Source organism: Gordonia sp. Z-3 (assembly GCF_036233855.1).
Lineage (GTDB): Bacteria > Actinomycetota > Actinomycetes > Mycobacteriales > Mycobacteriaceae > Gordonia > Gordonia tangerina.
Genome location: NZ_JAZARS010000014.1, coordinates 59,800 through 78,119, shown reverse-complemented (window position 1 = coordinate 78,119; position 18,320 = coordinate 59,800). Strand labels below are relative to the sequence as shown.

General features: G+C 69.4%; 2 protein-coding genes. Both read left to right on the top strand.

The window, feature by feature from the left end:
* The first annotated feature begins 79 nt into the window (after positions 1-79).
* Positions 80-17,455: a non-ribosomal peptide synthetase gene (locus VX037_RS16645; protein WP_328714996.1), complete on the top strand. Its 17,376-nt coding sequence runs from the start codon at positions 80-82 to the stop codon at positions 17,453-17,455.
* Positions 17,452-18,315, top strand: a complete 864-nt coding sequence (locus VX037_RS16640) for a glycosyltransferase family 2 protein (RefSeq protein WP_235724450.1) — start codon at positions 17,452-17,454, stop codon at positions 18,313-18,315. The genes VX037_RS16645 and VX037_RS16640 overlap by 4 nt, the downstream gene beginning before the upstream one ends.
* The last annotated feature ends 5 nt before the right edge of the window (positions 18,316-18,320 follow it).

Genomic DNA, 18,320 nt, shown 5'->3' with positions numbered 1-18,320 from the left:
CCAGCGCCCAGTCGGACGACTGCCAGCGGGTCCGCAGAGAGGCACTCGGAGAATGTCCCCGACAAGTGATGCGTGAGTGATGGTGAGTGATCTGTCGCCGGTCGAGAACGTGGTGCCCCTCTCGGCGGCCCAGCGCAGTATCTGGTTCGCCCAGCAGCTGGTCCCCGACGTTCCGCTGAACATCGCCCAGTACGTCGATGTCCGCGGCGACCTCGATCGGGCGCTGCTCACCGAGGTGGGCCGTCAGGTGGCCCGTGACCTGCACGTCGGCATGATGCGGCTGGTCGGTGGGACCAGACCCGACGGCGTACCGCAGCAGGTGTTCGACGACTCGCTGCGCGACGAGATGCTGCATCTGGATTTCCGCGGACGCAACGACCCCGAGGCCGACGCCCGCGCCTGGATGGATGCGGAGTTCCGTCGACCACTTGATCTGCTGCAGGACCGGCTGATCGAATCGGCGACCATTCGTATCGCCGACGATCGCCATTTCTGGTACACGCGTGTGCATCACATCGTGCTCGACGGCTACGGTGCTGCAACCTTCGCGCAACGTGCTTCCGAGGTCTACACGGCCCGCATCGACGGTGCGTCCGTGCCGCCGAGTCGCGCCGGCAACCTCGCCGAACTTCATGCCGACGATCTCGCCTACCGAGAATCGGCGCGCTATGAGCGTGATCGCGAGTACTGGTCGCACCGGCTGAGCGACCTGCCCGCCCCGGTCCGACTGGCCGATCCCGACCCGACCGTCACCCCGCGCACCCACAGTTGTGGTGACGCGCTCGACCCCGACCTCAGTGCTCGGCTCGCCGAACGCGCCGCAGCGCTGGGTACCGCGCTGCCTGCCCTGGTCACCGCGGCCGCGGCGCTGTTACTCGCACAGGGCACCGGTACCGACGATGTGATGCTGAGCCTGCCGGTGTCGGCGCGCACCAACGCACTGCTGCGCCGGTCGGGCGGCATGGTGAGCAACGTGGTGCCGATCCGCAGCACAATCACCGCCGACACCACCGTCGCCGACCTCATCGCAAGTGTGACCGCCGAGATGGGCGGCGCTCTTCGCCGGCAGCGCTATCGCTTCGAGGACATGCTCCGGGACATGGCCGACGGTTCGGCCGAACGGCCGGCCGCGGCCGACGTCGGACGCGGATTCTTCGGGCCGGCGGTCAACGTGATGACCTTCCGGTCCGAGGTCGTGCTGGGGCGGTGCACCGGCCGCAGCTACATCCTCACCACCGGGCCGGTGGAAGACCTCGCATTCACGATCTACACCGGTACCGGCGCGACGCGAATCGAGTTGGAGGGCAACGCCGCAGCGTACTCGACGGGAGACCTGCGTGCACACCATCGGCGTTTCCTGCAGGTCCTGGCGCAGCTGATCGACGCACCGGGAGAGCGACGTGCGGTCACGCTCGATTCCTTCACCGGCGACGAGCGCGCGAGCCTGATCCCGGCCGCCGGACCGGCAGCGGCGACATCCGTCACCGTGCCCAACCTGTTCGGCGACGTGATCGACGCTCATCCGACCACGACCGCCCTGATCGCCGGTGACGCCGACCTCACCTACGCCGAACTCGGTGCTCGGGTCAACCGGTTCGCCCGGGTGCTCATCGACCGCGGGGTGGGACCGGGCAGCTTGGTCGCCGTCGTTTTGCCGCGCAGTGCGTTGTCGGTGGTCACCGAACTCGCCGTGCTGGCCGCCGGCGGTGCCTTCATCCCGATCGACCCCGAGTCGCCCCGCGACCGTATCCAGTTCCTGCTCGACGACAGCGACGCCGATCACGGCATCACCGCACCCGGCTATGACGACGCGGTGCCGCAGACCGGCGGTACAACCCGATGGCACCGGTGTCATACACCCGAGATGCTCGACCGGTACCGGGCGGCATCGCCTGAACCGGTCACCGATACCGACCGCATCCGGCCGCTGCGTATCGACGATCCCGCATACCTCATCTACACCTCGGGATCGACCGGCGTGCCCAAGGGCGTGATGGTCTCCCACCGGGGGGTGGCCTCCCTGGCTGCCGAGCAGAACCGGCGTTACGAGGTCGGGCCTGGTTCGCGCACATTGCATTTCGCCTCACCGAGCTTCGACGCGTCGATCCTGGAACTGTTGCTTGCCTTCGCGTCCGGCGCCACCATGGTGATCGCGCCGACCGATGTGTACGGCGGTGCGGAACTGGCCGCCCTGCTGCGTGGCACCCGCGTCACCCATGCCTTCGTGACCCCGGCGGCGCTGGCCTCGGTTCCCGACACCCGCCTCGACGACCTGCACACCGTCATCGTCGGAGGTGAGGCATGTCCACCCGATCTGGTGGCGAGGTGGGCGATCGGGCGTCGCATGTTCAACGCGTACGGCCCCACCGAGACCACCGTGATGGCCGCGTTGGCCGGACCGCTGCGCAGTGGTGCCCCCGTGAGGATCGGGCGTCCGATCAGCGGTACCACCGCGGTGATCCTCGATCACCGACTCCAGCCGGTACCGGTGGGCTCGACCGGTGAACTCTACCTCGGTGGTGCCGGGGTGGCGCTGGGCTATCACCACCGAACCGCGCTCACCGCAAGTCGATTCGTCGCCGACCCCTACGGCGTGCCAGGGTCCCGCATGTACCGGACGGGGGATCTCGCGCGCTGGGACGCCGACGGTCACCTCGACTACCAGGGTCGCGTGGACCGACAGGTGAAGCTCCGTGGCTTCCGCATCGAACTCGGCGAGGTGGAGGCCGCACTGTCCGCGGTGCCGGGCGTCGAGTTCGCCGCCTGCGAGGTCCGTGGCGGCCCCGGCGCGCAGATGCTGGTCGGCTATGTGACCGGCGACGTCGACCACCTGGAGATCAAGGGCGTCCTGCGTCGACGACTGCCCGCGCACATGGTGCCGAACGCGCTGGTGACCCTGACGACGATCCCGCTGACGACGTCGGGCAAACTCGACCGCTCCGCCCTGCCCGAGCCCACCGTCGAGGTCGCCGAGTACGTGCGGCCCGAAACGGAGACCGAACGGCTGACGGCGGAGATCTTCGCCGAGGTTCTCGGTGTCGGGGAGGTCGGTCGGACCGACGACTTCTTCGCGTTGGGGGGCAACTCCCTGATCGCCACCCAGGTGGTGGCGGCGATCAACGATCGTCTGTCGACCACGGTTCCGGTGCGCTGGATCTTCGAGGCCCCCACGGTGGCGGCACTCGCCGAACGGGTCGAGCAACAACCGGGTGGCGACGACGGCCCGCAACTGCGGCCGCTGCCCGACGACGGTCGCGTCACCCCGCTGTCGCCCGCGCAGCACCGGATGTGGGTGATGAACCAATTCGATCCGGACTCGGCGATGTACAACATCCCGATCGCCTTGCGGTTGCGGGGGTCCATCGACATCGATGCGCTCAGCGCTGCGGTGGCCGACCTCATCGAGCGGCACGAACCGTTGCGCACCATGTACCCGGACACACCCGACGGGCCGGTTCAGCAGGTCCTCGACATCGCCGACCTGCCTGTCGGGCTCACTGATCTCACGCGTACCGTCCGCACGGTCGCAGAGTCCGAACTGTCCGCAACCCTGGTGGAACTCGCCGACTCCGGATTCGATGTCGCTGCCGCACCGCCGATTCGGGTACATCTGCTTCGCATCGCCACCGACCACCATGTGCTGTTCTGCGTGGTGCACCACATCAGTGCCGACGGGTCGTCGACCGCGCCACTGGCCAGGGACCTGGCGGTGGCCTACCGGGCGCGCCGCGAGGGGACACCGCCGGCGTGGCCACCGCTGCCGGTGAGCTACCGCGACTACACCCACTGGCATCACGATCTGATGGGCAGCGAGGCCGACCCCGACTCGACGGTCGCGCGGCAACTGGACTACTGGCACCACCAGCTCGCAGGCCTGCCGGAACGGCTCGAGTTGCCCACCGATCGGCCACGTCCGGCGGCCCTGCGCGGGCGGGGCGGGGAAGTGCGCACGCAGCTGTCGCCGACAGTGGTGTCAGGTCTGAGAGCGCTGGCCGAGTCCACCGGAACCACGCCGTTCATGGTGGCGCACACGGCCCTCGCGGTGACGCTGGCACGGTTGACCGGCAGCGACGACATCGCCGTCGGCACGCCGGTTGCCGGGCGTGGTCACCGGAACCTGGTCGACCTGGTCGGCATGTTCGTCGGAACCGTGGTGTTGCGCACCCGCTTGCGTCCCGGCGACGACTTCCGAACCGTGCTCGCCGCCGTCCGCGAGACCGACCTCGACGCGGTCGAACGCGCCGACATCCCGTTCGACCGGCTCGTCGACCTGATCAATCCGATGCGCTCGGCCGCGCATCACCCACTGTTCCAGGTGGGCTTCTCGTATCAGAACATGGCGCCCACCCACGTGACCCTCGACGACCTGGATGTCGAGGTGATCGAGCAGCCGTCCGGTGTCGCGAAATCCGAACTGCACCTGACCATCACCGACACCGACTCCGGGATGTCGGTGCTGTGGGACTACGACCGCGACCTGTACGACCGCTCCACCGTGGTCCGATGGCACGAACTGTTCACAGCTGTGGTCGAGGCTGCCGTCGCCGATCCGAGCTGTGCCGTCGGCGATCTCGCGGCAGTCGACATCTCCGGTGCGGCACTGGTCGCGCCCACCGCGCCCGCTGTCATCGACGGGGTACTGGTGGGAGACACGGCCGAACCCGGTGCGGACACGCTCACCGCTCTGCTGGATGCGGCAGCTGACAGCTCTCCCGACGTGGTCGCGATCTGGAGTGAGGCCGCCGGCGCCGCGGTCGAATCCACCTATCGGGCAATGACATATCGGACACATCGGCTCGCCCGCCTCCTGATCGACGCCGGGGTGGGACCGGAGAGTCGGGTGGTGGTGGCCATGGCGCGCTCGCCCCGGATGGTCGAGGCGATCCTGGCCGTCTTGCGTGCCGGCGGAGCCTACGTGCCGATCGACCCGGACGCACCCGTCGACCGCACCGCCCTCATCGTCGACGCCACCGCGCCGTGCGCGATCATCACCGACGCGGACGTCTCGCACCTGAGGGTGCCGACCACCGCCGTACTGATCGACGTCCGAACCGCTGAGGTGGATAAATTCGCCGGCCACCCAGTCACCGACGCCGACCGCCGCGGGCCGTTGCGGGCCGACAACACCGCCTACGTCATCCACACCTCCGGGTCCACCGGTACCCCCAAGGGGGTGGTCGTCTCACACGGTGCCATAGCGACCCAGTTGAGATGGAAGCGCGCCGCCCATCGGATCGGTGCCGCCGACACCGTACTGCTCAAGACGCCCATCACCTTCGACTTGTCGGTGTGGGAACTGTTCTGGCCGTTGGTGTCCGGCGCGCGCCTCGCGATCGCCGCGCCCGGTGGTCAGCGCGATCCGGCCTACCTCGACGCGCTGAGCACCCGCGCCGGGGTGACCGCCGCGCATTTCGTCCCCTCGCTGCTGGAGGCCTACCTCGACGCGCGTGCCGACGATCCCGGAGCCGGAGACCATGCACCCGGCACCATTCTGTGTATCGGCGAAGCGTTGCGCCCGGTCACGGCCCGCCGCGCCGCAACCGAATTCGGTGCTCGTGTGGTGAATCTCTATGGGCCCACCGAAGCCGCCGTCGGCATCACCGAACACGCCTGGCACGCCGATGATCACGCGCCGGTGACGGTGCCGATCGGCCGACCGGTGACCGGCTCCGATGCACTGGTGCTGGACCGCCGGCTACATCCGGTGCCGGCCGGGGTCACCGGCGAGCTGTACCTGGCCGGTGCACAATTGGCGGCCGGTTACCAGGGTCGTACCGATCTCACCGCCGAGCGGTTCGTCGCGGACCCGCGGGCTGTGGGACGCCGGATGTACCGCACCGGTGACCTCGTTCGGGTGAATGCCGATGGCGACCTGGAGTATCTGGGCCGAAACGACTTCCAGGTGAAGATCCGCGGACAGCGCATCGAGCTGGGTGAGATCGAACAAGCCCTCCTGCGCGACACCGCGGTCAGCGGCGCGGCGGTGGCCGTCGCGCGTGGTGACGCCCTGATCGCCTACCTGGTCCCGTCATCGGGTGCGACCGTCGATCCCGACGACATCCTGGCGCGTCTGCGCACGGTCCTACCCGCCTACATGGTGCCGACAGCGGTGGTGTTGCTCGACGAACTGCCCCTGAGTATCCACGGCAAGCTGGACCGTTCTCGCCTGCCGGCGCCGACGTCGGCCGCGACGACGTATACCGCACCGGCCACCCACACCGAACACACGATCGTGGATGTGCTCACCGAACTGCTCGACGGCCGGGTCGCCGACGAACAGCCGATCGGTCGGGACGACTCCTTCTTCGCGCTCGGCGGCAACTCCCTGCTCGCCACCCGGTTCGCGGCCCGGATCGGCCGCCGACTGGGCCGGGATGTCCCGGTGCGGGCGGTGTTCGAGGCACCCGTGATCGCCGACCTCGCCCGCTGGGTGGACGACGCCGCGGTCAGCGACCGGCCGGCCGTCGGATCGCTGCCCCGCCCGGAGGTGTTGCCGCTGTCGCGTGCGCAGCATCGGATGTGGCTGATGGAGCAGTTCGCGCCGGGAACCGGCCTCTACAACCTGCCGTTCGCCGTGCGGCTCACCGACACCCCCGATCCGGCCGCGTTGCGCGCCGCGCTGGCCCACGTCATCGGGCGGCACGAGGTGTTGCGGACGATCTATCCGGCCGACGGCGGGGTGCCGCAGCAGCGAATCCTGTTGACCGAAGAGGCCATCGCCGGCGCCGACATCAGTTTGGACGCCACGGCGATCACCGAACGTGAACTGAGCGCAGTCATCACCGCGATCGCCGCCGACGGTTTCGACCTGTCGGCCGCGATCCCGCTGCGCGTGCGCGTACTGCGCACCGAGGACGACTCGACGGCGCTGGTGGTGGTGCTGCATCACATCGCAGCCGATGGCTGGTCGTTCGGACCGCTGCTGCGGGATCTCCTCGGGGGCTACCTCGGCGTGGACGACGCACCTGCGCTACCGGTGCACTACGCCGACTTCGCGGTGTGGCAGACGCAACTCCTCGGCGACGATGACCACCCGGCCCACCCGTCGCTGCAGCGCCAGCGCGAGTACTGGCGCGATGTTCTCGCCGACCCACCCGGCCCGCTGCCGCTACCCGTCGATCGGCCGCGCCCGGTGCGCCCCACGCATCGGGGCGACACCATCGACACGCACCTCGATGTCGAACTGGTCGCCGCGGCCGACGACTTCGCACGCAGCCGACAGGCATCGCTGTTCCACCTGCTGCACACCGCGCTCGCCGTCACCCTCGCCCGTCTGAGCGGTACCACCGACATCGCCATCGGTACACCGGTGTCCGGGCGAGGCGCCGCCGAACTCGACGACCTGATCGGCATGTTCGTCGAAACAGCCGTCCTGCGTACCCGGATCGACGAGTCGGTGAGTGCCGATGAGCTGCTGCGGCACGTTCGCGACGTCGACGTCGCCGCGCTCGCCAACAGCGAGGTGCCGTTCGACGAACTCGCGGCAGAACACGAACCCGACCGCGGCGGTGCACATCATCCGCTCTTCGGGGTGATGCTGGCCGTCGGAGACCCGGCGCCGGTCATCGACGGAGCCGCACTGATCGATGTCGAACTCCCGGTGGCGCGTTTCGACCTGCACGCCACGGTGGATCTCCCCGTAGACGGCACGGCACCCGAGGGCGGGGTGCGGATGCGCTGGACCTACGCCACCGACCTCTTCGACCGCGCGACGGTGACGCAGGTGGCCGAGATGTTCCGCGCCGTCGTGGCCGGACTGATCGCCCAACCGGCCCGCGCGGTGCACCGGGCCGCGGCCCCGGCCACGGACGTCGCCGACACGAACCTCGCCGAGTGGGGGCGCACACCCGCACCCGCACCGGTTCTCGGCGACCCTCACCCGATGCGCACGCTCGCCGGACTGCTGCCGGTCATGGCCGCGCGCAACCCCGATGCCGTTGCGGTGGTGACCGATACCGAAATCGTCAGCTTCACCGACTTCGTGGCCCGGGTGGCGCGCACCGCCCGCAGGCTGATCGCGGCCGGCGTCGAACCCGAACGCACAGTCGCGGTGGTGGTCGAGCGGTCGCTGGACCTGCTGGTCGCCGTGCACGCCACCGTCGCCGCAGGCGGCGCCTACGTGCCCGTCGATCCGTCCTGGCCGGCCCAGCGCATCGAGGCCATGCTCGATGCCGTACGGCCCATCGTCGTGGTCGCCCGCGACGATCGTCACCTACCCGCAGACCTGCACTCGGCCGTCATCGACCCCGCAGATCCCTGCTGTGAATGGCCGGACACACCGGTCACCGATGCCGACCGCCGTGCGCCGCTGCGGCCGGAGCATCCCGCCTACGTGCTGTTCACCTCCGGGTCCACCGGTACGCCGAAGGCCGTGGTGGTGTCGCATGCCGGCATCGTCAACCGCCTCGATTGGATGCAGACCGCATATCCGATCGACAACACCGACGTGATCCTGCACAAGACTCCGGCCACCTTCGACGTGTCGGTGTGGGAGCTGTTCTGGGGCTTGGCCGCCGGCGCTCGTACGTTGCTCGCACCCGCCGATGCCCACCGCGACCCCTACCAGATCGCGGAGTTGCTGCGCGATCACGCGGTTACCGTGGTGCATTTCGTACCGGCGATGCTCGACACCTTCCTCGCCGCCCTACCCGCCGATGCGCGGTTCCCGGCGTTGCGGCACGTCGTGACCAGCGGGGAGGCCCTGGGCTCACCGGCGGCGGCAGAACTGTTGCGCCGCACTCCAGCTGCTCTGCACAACCTGTACGGACCGACCGAGGCCGCCGTCGACATCACCGCCACCACTGTCGGCCCCGAGGACATCGTGGACCGTCCGGTGTCCATCGGCCGGCCGGTGCCCGGCGGCGAGGTGATGGTGCTCGACCGCTACCTGCGTCCGGCGCCTCTCGGGGTCACCGGTGAGCTCTACCTCGGCGGTGTCCAGCTCGCCCGCGGCTACCACGGTCGTGGTGACCTCACCGCGGCCCGGTTCGTCGCCTCACCGTGGGGCGACGGGCAGCGGTTGTACCGTACCGGCGACCTCGTGCGCTGGCGCTGCGCCCCGCAGGAGGGTGCTGCTCCAGTGTTGGAGTACTTGGGCCGCAGCGACTTCCAGGTCAAGATCCGTGGCCAGCGGGTGGAGCTCGGCGAGATCGAGACCGTCCTGGCGGGGCATTCCGCGGTGGCTGCCGCCGTCGTGGTGGTGCACACCGATCCGCAACTGGGTGACCAACTGGTCGCCCATGTGGTGGGCCGTACCGACGCCGACCCGGTCGACGTGGCGCAACTGCGTGCGCACCTGCGGGCGACGCTGCCCGAACACATGGTGCCCGCACACATCATGCCGGCCACCGCATTGCCCATCGGCACCAGCGGAAAGGTCGATCGTCGCGCGCTGCCCGCACCCACCCGATCCGCCGCACAGGGCCGGTCTCGCGACCCGCGCACGGAGTCGGAGCGCACGGTGCTGGCGGTGTTCACCGATGTGCTCGGTGTCGACGTCGGCGTGGACGACGACTTCTTCTCCGCCGGTGGCAACTCGCTGGTGGCGACGCGAATCGTTGCCGGCGTCGAGCAGCGGCTCGGCGTGCTGATACCGGTGCGGGCGGTGTTCGACGGTCGTACCGCGGCGGCGGTGGCCGCCGCCGCCGACGCACTCGAGGCGACTGCGGACGCGACGGCCGCCGTCGTACTGCCGCCCCGGCCGGCCGAGCTGCCGCTGTCTGCGGTCCAGCGGCAGATGGTGTTGCACAACCGTATTGATCCCGACTCGGCCGCCTATCGCATCGTCGCGCCGGTGCGTGTGCCGCAGGCCATCGACATCGGCGCGCTGCAGGCCGCACTCGCCGATGTGCTCACACGGCACGAGATCCTGCGCACCGTCTACCCCGACGGCGGCAGTGGGCAGCCGATCCAGCGGATCATGGAACCGGATCGCGAGTTGAGCGCGCACCTCATCCGCGTGCTCGATGACGTGGCACCCGACAGCGGGTCGGTCGAGCAGGCGTTGATCGCCGCCGCCCTCACCGAACCGATCGATCTGAGCACCGACCTGCCCGTGCGGCTGCTGGTACACGCCGTCGACGCCGCCACTACGACGGTGCTGCTGATGGTCCATCACGTCGCGGCCGACGGATGGTCGCTACGCATCCTGGCGCGCGATCTGACGGATGCCTACACCGCACGGCTCGGTGGGCTGGCGCCCGAATGGGCGCCGCTGCCACTGCAGTATGCCGACCACGTACTGCGTACCGACGCGCGACTCGGCGAGGTCGACGACGACACATCCTTGGTGTCCGAGCACTTGCGCTACTGGCGGTCGGTGTTGGCCGGTGCGCCCGCGTTGTCGGTGCCCGAGGCGGATTCGGATGCGCAAGCGGGACCGACTGGCGCGGTGGAACGGACGGCGCTCGACCCCGCGATCTGGCAGCGTGTCGCCGATCTGGCCGATCGCCATCACACCACCGCGTTCGCGGTGTTGCACGCGGCGTTGGCCGTCACGCTGGCCCGCTCCGGCGCAGGCCGCGACATCGTGATCGGCACCCCGACCGCAGGCCGATGGGAGCCCGACGTCGCGGACCTGATCGGCATGTTCGTCTCGTTGGTGGCCCTGCGCAGTGACGTCGACGAGGCCGGCAATTTCGCTGCCGTGGTGGATCAATCGCGCGATCAGATCGTGTCGGCTATCGAGCATGCGGCCGTCGATGTGGAGCAGGTCGTCGACGACCTGGGGCGCTCGCGCGGCGACGGGCGTCACCCGCTGATCCAGGTGACATTCACCGTCGACGGTGCCGAGCACCCGGCTGCCGACCTCGAATCTGTTGCTCCGCAACGTCTGGACGTGCCGATGGCACGATTCGATCTGGAGTTCACCGCATTCGCCGGCGAAACAGGGGCGCCTGCCCTCGAACTGGTCTACCGGCCCGACGTGTATCGCGCGGACACCGCGCGCACACTGTTGACCCGATTCGCTACCGCCATCGACATGTTCACCGCAGTCCCGGACGCGACCTTGCGGACCGTCGAGATCCTCACCGCGCAGGAACGACGCGCACTCGACGGCGCCGCCGGACCCGCAGCCGTCACGCCGCGGTACCTGGCCGAGATCCTGGACACACCCGGTCACCGCCTGGTCGGCTGCGACCCGTGCGCGTCCGACCCGACGGTGCTGCGCGAGCTGGGCGAGGATGAACTGCGTTGCGCAACCGACGAACTCGCTGCGCGTCTGCGGGCGGCGGGTGCCGGACCGGAGGTCGTGGTCGCGCTGTACCTGAGCCGTTCGATCCGCTTCTACACCGCGCTGCGAGCGGTGGCGTCCACCGGCGCGGCGTTCGTGCCGATCGACCCGCGCCAGCCCGACGACCGGGTCGCGTTCATGCTGCAAGACTCGGGAGCGGCCATCGTCGTCACCACCTCCCAGCAGCGGGATCGCTGCGCCGCAGAGACATTGGCCGGTGTCAGCGAGGTGATCGAACTCGACACCGTGGCATCGCGCCGGTCGTCGCAGCCGCCGACCCCGGTCCGGCGACATGTCGACCAGCTCGCCTACCTGATCTACACCTCCGGGTCCACCGGACGGCCGAAAGCGGTCGCGGTCACCCATCGCGGACTGTCGGCATTCGTCGCCGAGCAGCGCCGCTACGGTGTCAGGGCCGACAGCCGGGTACTGCATTTCGCGTCCCCGGGGTTCGATGCGGCCATCCTGGAACTGCTCCTCGCCGCCGACGCCGGCGCGACGTCGGTCATCGCGCCGACGGATGTTTACGGGGCCGAGGACCTGCGCGGTGTCCTCCACGAGCAGCAGGTGACACACGCCTTCCTCACCCCCGGTGCACTCGACACGATCGAGATACCGGTGGTCGACGCGATTGCCCAGGACCCCCTACCGCGCCTCGAGGTGCTGATCGTCGGCGGTGACGCCTGCGCACCGGCCACCGCGAACCGTTGGATCGCGTTGGGCAAGAGATTCTTCAACGCCTACGGCCCCACCGAGTCGACCATCATGGCCACCGCGGCGGGTCCGCTGCCGCCGGTGTCGGGTGCGGCAGTGCCCATCGGCCGGGAGATCGCAGGCACCGCCGCGCGGGTACTCTCGCCGAGCCTGACCCGATCCGCGCCCGGGGTGACCGGCGAACTGTATGTCTCGGGTCAGGGGTTGGCCCGCGGCTATCACGGACGGCCGGGTCTGACGGCCGCCACCTTCGTGGCCGACCCGGACGGTCCGCCCGGGTCACGGCGCTACCGAACCGGCGACCTCGTCCGCCAGGTAGCCGATCCCGCCGGCAAGCTCACGCTGATCCACCACGGACGCAGTGACTTCCAGATCAAGATCCGCGGACATCGGGTGGAACTCGGCGAGGTGGAAGCCGCCGTGCGGTCGTATCCGGGCGTCGGTGCCGCCGTCGCCGTCGGCCGCCCCGGGCCGGCCGACGCGCTCGCCCTCGTTGCGTACGTGGAGCCGGCGCGATCGCAGCCGTTCGACCGGATCGCACTGATGGCCCACCTGCGGTCGCGGTTGCCGGCGTACGCGGTGCCGTCCTCGATCACCGAAGTCGATGCGCTGCCGCTGACGGCAGCGGGCAAGATCGACCGTCGTGCGCTGCCCGAGCCGCACTTCGATGTCGTGGAGCATGCGGCGGCCGCCACCACCCGCGAGGAAGTGGTGGTCGCCGCGTTCGCCGAGGTACTCCGACTCGAACGTCTCGGCGTGCTGGACAACTTCTTCGAGGTCGGCGGTGATTCATTGTCGGCCACCCGGGTGGTGTCGCGGCTGCGGGGCGTCACCGGGCGTGACATCGCGGTTCGTGACCTGTTCGACGCGCCCACCGCCCGCGAACTCGCCCGGCGAATCGGGCGGGCGCAAGCAGGCACCACCTCGGCGCTCGGTTCACTGCCGCGGCCCGCGACGATTCCGCTGTCCCCGGCGCAGCAACGGATGTGGTTCCTCAACCGGTTCGACCCGTCGGCGGCCACCGAGAACATCCCGATCATCCTGCGGCTCACCGGAACGATGGAGCACAAGGCGTTCGCGGCGGCGCTGGGCGATCTCGTCGAGCGTCATGAGGCGCTGCGCACGATGTATCCGGCGGACACCGAGGGTCACCCGTACCAGGTGATCCTGTCGCCGACCGACGTTCCGGTGAAGTTGGCACCGCAGCTCGTCGGTGCCGCTGCCCTGCCCGACGTGCTGCGATCGGTGATGCGCACCGAGTTCGATGTCACCGCCGAGCCGCCGATCCGCGCGGAACTGTTCTCGGTGGAGGGTCCGGCCGCCGCGGCCGCCGAACACATCTTCGCCCTGGTGTTGCACCACATCAGCGCCGACGGCCTGTCCGTCGTCGGCCTCGCGACCGAGCTGTCGGATGCCTACCGTGCCCGACTGTCGGGGGTCGCACCCGAATTCGTGCCCCTGGCCGTGCAGTACGCGGACTTCGCGATCTGGCAGCAGGCGTTGTTGGCCGACGGTGACGGGCGCGCCGCCACCGAACTCGCCTATTGGCAGGACCGGCTGGCCGATGCCCCACCGGTGATCGACCTGCCGACCGACCGGCCACGGCCTGCGCAGCGAAGCGGGATCGGCGCCCGGGTCGACTTCGACCTCGACGCGGATCTGCATGCCCGCATGCTCGACCATGCGCAGCGACACTCGGCGAGTGCATTCATGGTGGCGCACACGGCGTTGGCCGTGCTGCTCGGCCGGCTCGGCGCCAACCGGGATGTGGTGATCGGCACCCCGGTGGCCGGGCGGGAGGACGAACGCCTGGAACGGGTGGTGGGCATGTTCGTCAACATGCTCGCGTTGCGCACCCAGATTCCCGCGGACGCCACCGGAGCAGAAGCGCTGGCGATCGCGCGTGACGCGGATCTGGCCGCGTTCTCCCGCACCACATTGCCGTTCGACCGCGTCGTCGACGGCCTCGACCTGACCCGCACCGCCGCCCGCCACCCGGTGTTCCAGGTGGCGCTGTCGTTCCAGAACATCGGGCGTCTCGCGATCGAGCTGCCGGAGCTGACGATCGAGGCCATCGACGAGGACAACGGTCTGGCCGAGTTCGATCTGCACCTCACCCTGGTCGAACGTTGGGACGGCGCGACCCCCACCGGGCTCAGTGCGCAGTTGTCCTATGCCACCGAGCTGTTCGACCACTCCACCGCGCTCAACCTGACCCGATGGTTCGTGGCCGTGCTGGACGGGCTGGTGTCCCGATCCGATTGCGCTGTCGGTGACCTCGAGATCCTCGACGACACCGAACGCGCAGGGTCGGTGACGGTGCCGGCACGCGATGAAGCGACGCACCCCGTTCGGGCCGCGCGTTTCGATCTCGCGGAGCTGTTCACCCGCCAGGTGTGCCGCACACCGGATGCGCGCGCGGTGTCGTGGGATGACTCCCACCTCACCTACCGTCAGTTCCACCGCCGGGTGGCCGCGGTGGCCGACGAACTCGCGCGGCGCGGGGTGGGCCCGGAGGACCGGGTGGCCATCGCCCTGGCACGCGGTATCGATCAGCTCACCGCGATGTTCGCGGTGGTGACCGTGGGCGGCGCCTACGTTCCTGTGGATCCCGTTCCGGTGGGTACGACCGTGGGCGGTGAACGCGCCCGGATGATCGTGGAGTCGGCCGATGCGCTGTTGGTGATCTCCGATGCCTCGGCGGGCGATTCGATGTTCGGCCGTCCGGTGCTCGATCTCACCGAGGTGGGGGATCGGCATCCGGCCGACGTCGTCGAACCCCCACGGCTGCGGCCGTTGCGACCGGAGAATCCGGCCTACGTGTTGTTCACGTCGGGGTCGACCGGCCGCCCCAAAGGCGTTGCAGTGTCCTACGGTGCGGTTGCCGAACAACTGCGGTGGATGCAGCAGACCTACGCGCTCGACGAGACCGACGCCGTCATGGTCAAGACAGCCGCCGGTTTCGACCTGTCGGTGTGGGAGTACTGGTGGGCGCTGCTGTGTGGTGCCCGGCTGGTGATCGCCGAGCCCGGCGTGGAACGCGACGGTCGTGCCCTGGGCGAAGCCATGGGGCGTTCGGGGGTGACCGTGCTGCCCACGGTGCCGTCGGCATTGTCGATGATGCTCGACGGCGGCCGGTTCCCGGAGTCGGTGCGCACTGTCCTGTGTATCGGTGAGGAATTGCCGGCCGCGCTGGTGCGGCGCATGTCGGCGATGTCGTCGGCCGCACTCCACAATCTGTACGGACCCACCGAGGCAACCGTCAGTGTGACCGCACATCAGGTGGACCCGGAAGCCGAGGCGGATCGGATTCCGATCGGGCGGGCGCAACCGTCGGTGGCGCTGCGCGTCCTCGACGCGCGGCTGCATCCGGTGGCTCCGGGGGTCGCGGGTGAGCTGTATCTCGCCGGCGTGCAGCTGGCGCGCGGCTATCACGGCGACCCGGGACGCACGTCGGCCTCGTTCGTCGCCGATCCGTTCACCGGTGAGCGGATGTATCGCACCGGAGACCTGGTGCGCCGTGACCACAATGGTGAGTTGGAGTATCTCGGACGGACCGACCATCAGCTCAAGGTGCACGGCTTCCGCATCGAGCCCGGGGAGATCGAGGCCGCGCTGCGGCGATGTGCAGGCGTCGACGAGGCCGTGGTCGTCACGGTGGGAGAGGGCGACGAGGTGCGTCTGGTCGGGTTCGTCGTCGGTTCGAGTCCCGGTGACGTGGTGGGCCGTCAGATTCGTGACATGGTGCCCAGCTACATGATCCCGGAGGTGCATCGGCTCCAAGCGCTGCCGTACACAGCGAACGGCAAGGTCGACCGGCAGGCGTTGCCACAGCCGCCGCGTCCGCGCCGCGAGTATGTGGCACCGTCCACGCCGGTGCAGGCTGCAGTGGTGCGGGTGGTGGAATCGGTCACCGGAACCGATCGGGTCGGATTGTCGGACAACTTTTTCGGTGTCGGCGGCAACTCGCTGTCGGCGACGCGCGTCGCCGCTGGTCTCGAGACCGACCTCGGGGTGCCGGTGCCGGTTCGCGTGTTGTTCGAATCCGCGGATCTCGCGGAGTTCTCCGACGCGGTGGCGGCGCTGCTCGAGGCGGGCACCGACGACGATGCGGCGCTGGGGCGGGTCCGGGTCGACGGCCCGGTCGCGCCGATCGCGCCGGCGCAACGCCGAATCTTCGCGGCGGTCGCCGACGGCGTCGGCGCCGACTGGAATGTGCCGTTCGCGCTGCGGCTGTCCGGGGTGCTGGACGTCGCGGCGTTGCGCGCGGCGTTGCTCGACGTGGTCGAGCGGCATGAGGCGTTGCGCACGACATATCGCGACACCGATTCGGGGCCGGAACTGGTGGTGACCGACATCGATGACCTGCGTGAGGTGCTGAAGCGGGACCTCGAGCCGGTGCCGGTCGACGATGCGGACAGCGCCCGGGTGATCGACGCGATCGCCTGGTCGCCGTTGGACTTCGACGGGGTCGCGCCGCTGCGGGTGCGGCTGTTGCGGCTCGATGAGCACACCCACGTGCTGGTGGTGGTGTCCCATCACCTCAATGTCGACGGTCAGTCGATGTCGCTGCTGACACGTGACATGGTGGTGGCGTTCGCCGCCCGCTGTAACGGTGCGGTACCCGAGCTGCCCGAACCCGGCGTGCGGTTCCGCGACTACGCGCAGTGGCAGCGCCGCCTGCTGGGCGCACCGACCGCGCCGTCCGAGCACGGGCAGCGTCAACTGGACTACTGGACAGCCAGATTCGCCGACCGCAGCAACGACTTCCGGCCGCGGTTGCGGACCGATCGTCCTCGACCGGAGCGTTGGAATCCGATGGGGGCGGGGATCGAGTTCGTCGTCGAGGGCTCGGCGCATGCGACACTCGACGAACTGGCGAAGAGCCGGTCGGTGGCGCTGTTCTCGCTGCTGCAGGCGGCATTCGCGGTGATTCTCGCCGAGGGCGCCGACTCTCCGGATGTCCATGTGGCGACCGCGAACGCGAACCGTCCGCATCCGGAGCTGGCGGGAGTGGTCGGCAACTTCTCCGAGGATCTGGCGATGCGCCTGGACGTCGACGATCGGCGCACGATCGGTGAGGTGATCGCCGACGTGCACGAGCAACTGGTGGGCGGGCTGCGGCATCCAGACGTGTCTACGCCGGAACTAACTGCAGCACTGGGTATCTCGGCCACACCGGGTGAACATCCGCTGTTCCCTGCGACGTTGATCGTGCAGCCGGAGCCGGACGGGTCGGTGGATGCGGAGGTCGATCTGGGCGCGGTGCGCGTGCGGCGTGAGCCGATCGAACGCGTGGTGGCCAAACACGAGGTGGAGATCACGATGCGGGAGCGACACGCGGACGGCGTACCGGCGGGACTGGCCGGGACACTGATGTATCCGACGGCGTTGTTCGATCGGGCTACTGCCGAGACGATGGTCGCCAGTTTCCGCGCGGTACTCGCAGCGCTGGCCGACCGCGGGGTGTCCATCACGGTCGCCGAGTTGCGAGGGCTGCTTCGGTGAACGCATCGGTGGTGATCGCCGCCTACCGCGGCCTGCCGGATCTCGACGTCCAACTCGATGCGCTGGCCGCGCAGGACTGTTCGGCGCCGTTCGAGGTGATCCTCAGCGACAACGAGGGCAGCGACGAACTCCGGCGGCACGTGGCCACCCATCCTCATCGGCAGCGACTCGATCTGCGCTATGTCGACTCGTCGGCGGTGGCCGGTACCTCCCATGCGCGCAATGTCGGGACCCGTTCGGCACGATACGGTTTCATCGCCTATTGCGATCAGGATGACGCGGTGTATCCGGGCTGGTTGCGTGCGCTGCTGGAGGAGGGGCAGCGCTGCGACATCGTCGGCGGACCCCTGGAGCGCGACACGCTCAACGATCCGGTGGTCGCGGCGTGGCGTGAACTACCCGATCCTGATCGCGCAGCGGTGCTCGCCCGCTTCCTGCCCATCACGTTCGGTTGCAACCTCGGGGTGCGTCGGGAGGTGTTCGACGCCGTCGGCGGGTGGGACGAGTCGTATCCGACGGCCGGCAGTGACGTCGAGTTCTGCTGGCGGGTGCAGAAGTCGGGCTACCGTTTCGGCTACGCGCCGGCGGCGATGGTGGCTTACCGGTATCGCACCGGGCTGCGGGAGACCTGGCATCAGGTCGTCGACTACGGCCGTGAGGAGGCGCGGACGGCGAAGCAGTTCGGTGCGCCCGGCCGGCAGTGGTGGTGGTTTCCCGTCCATGCGGTCGTGGTGGCCGCGACCGCGCCGGTGTGGCCGTGGGGTTGGTCGCGTAAGCGCCGCGGCGCGTGGGTGTGGGTGACCGGCAATCTCGTCGGGCGCATCGCGGGCAGCGTGAAGTACCGCGTCGTGTATCCGTGACACTC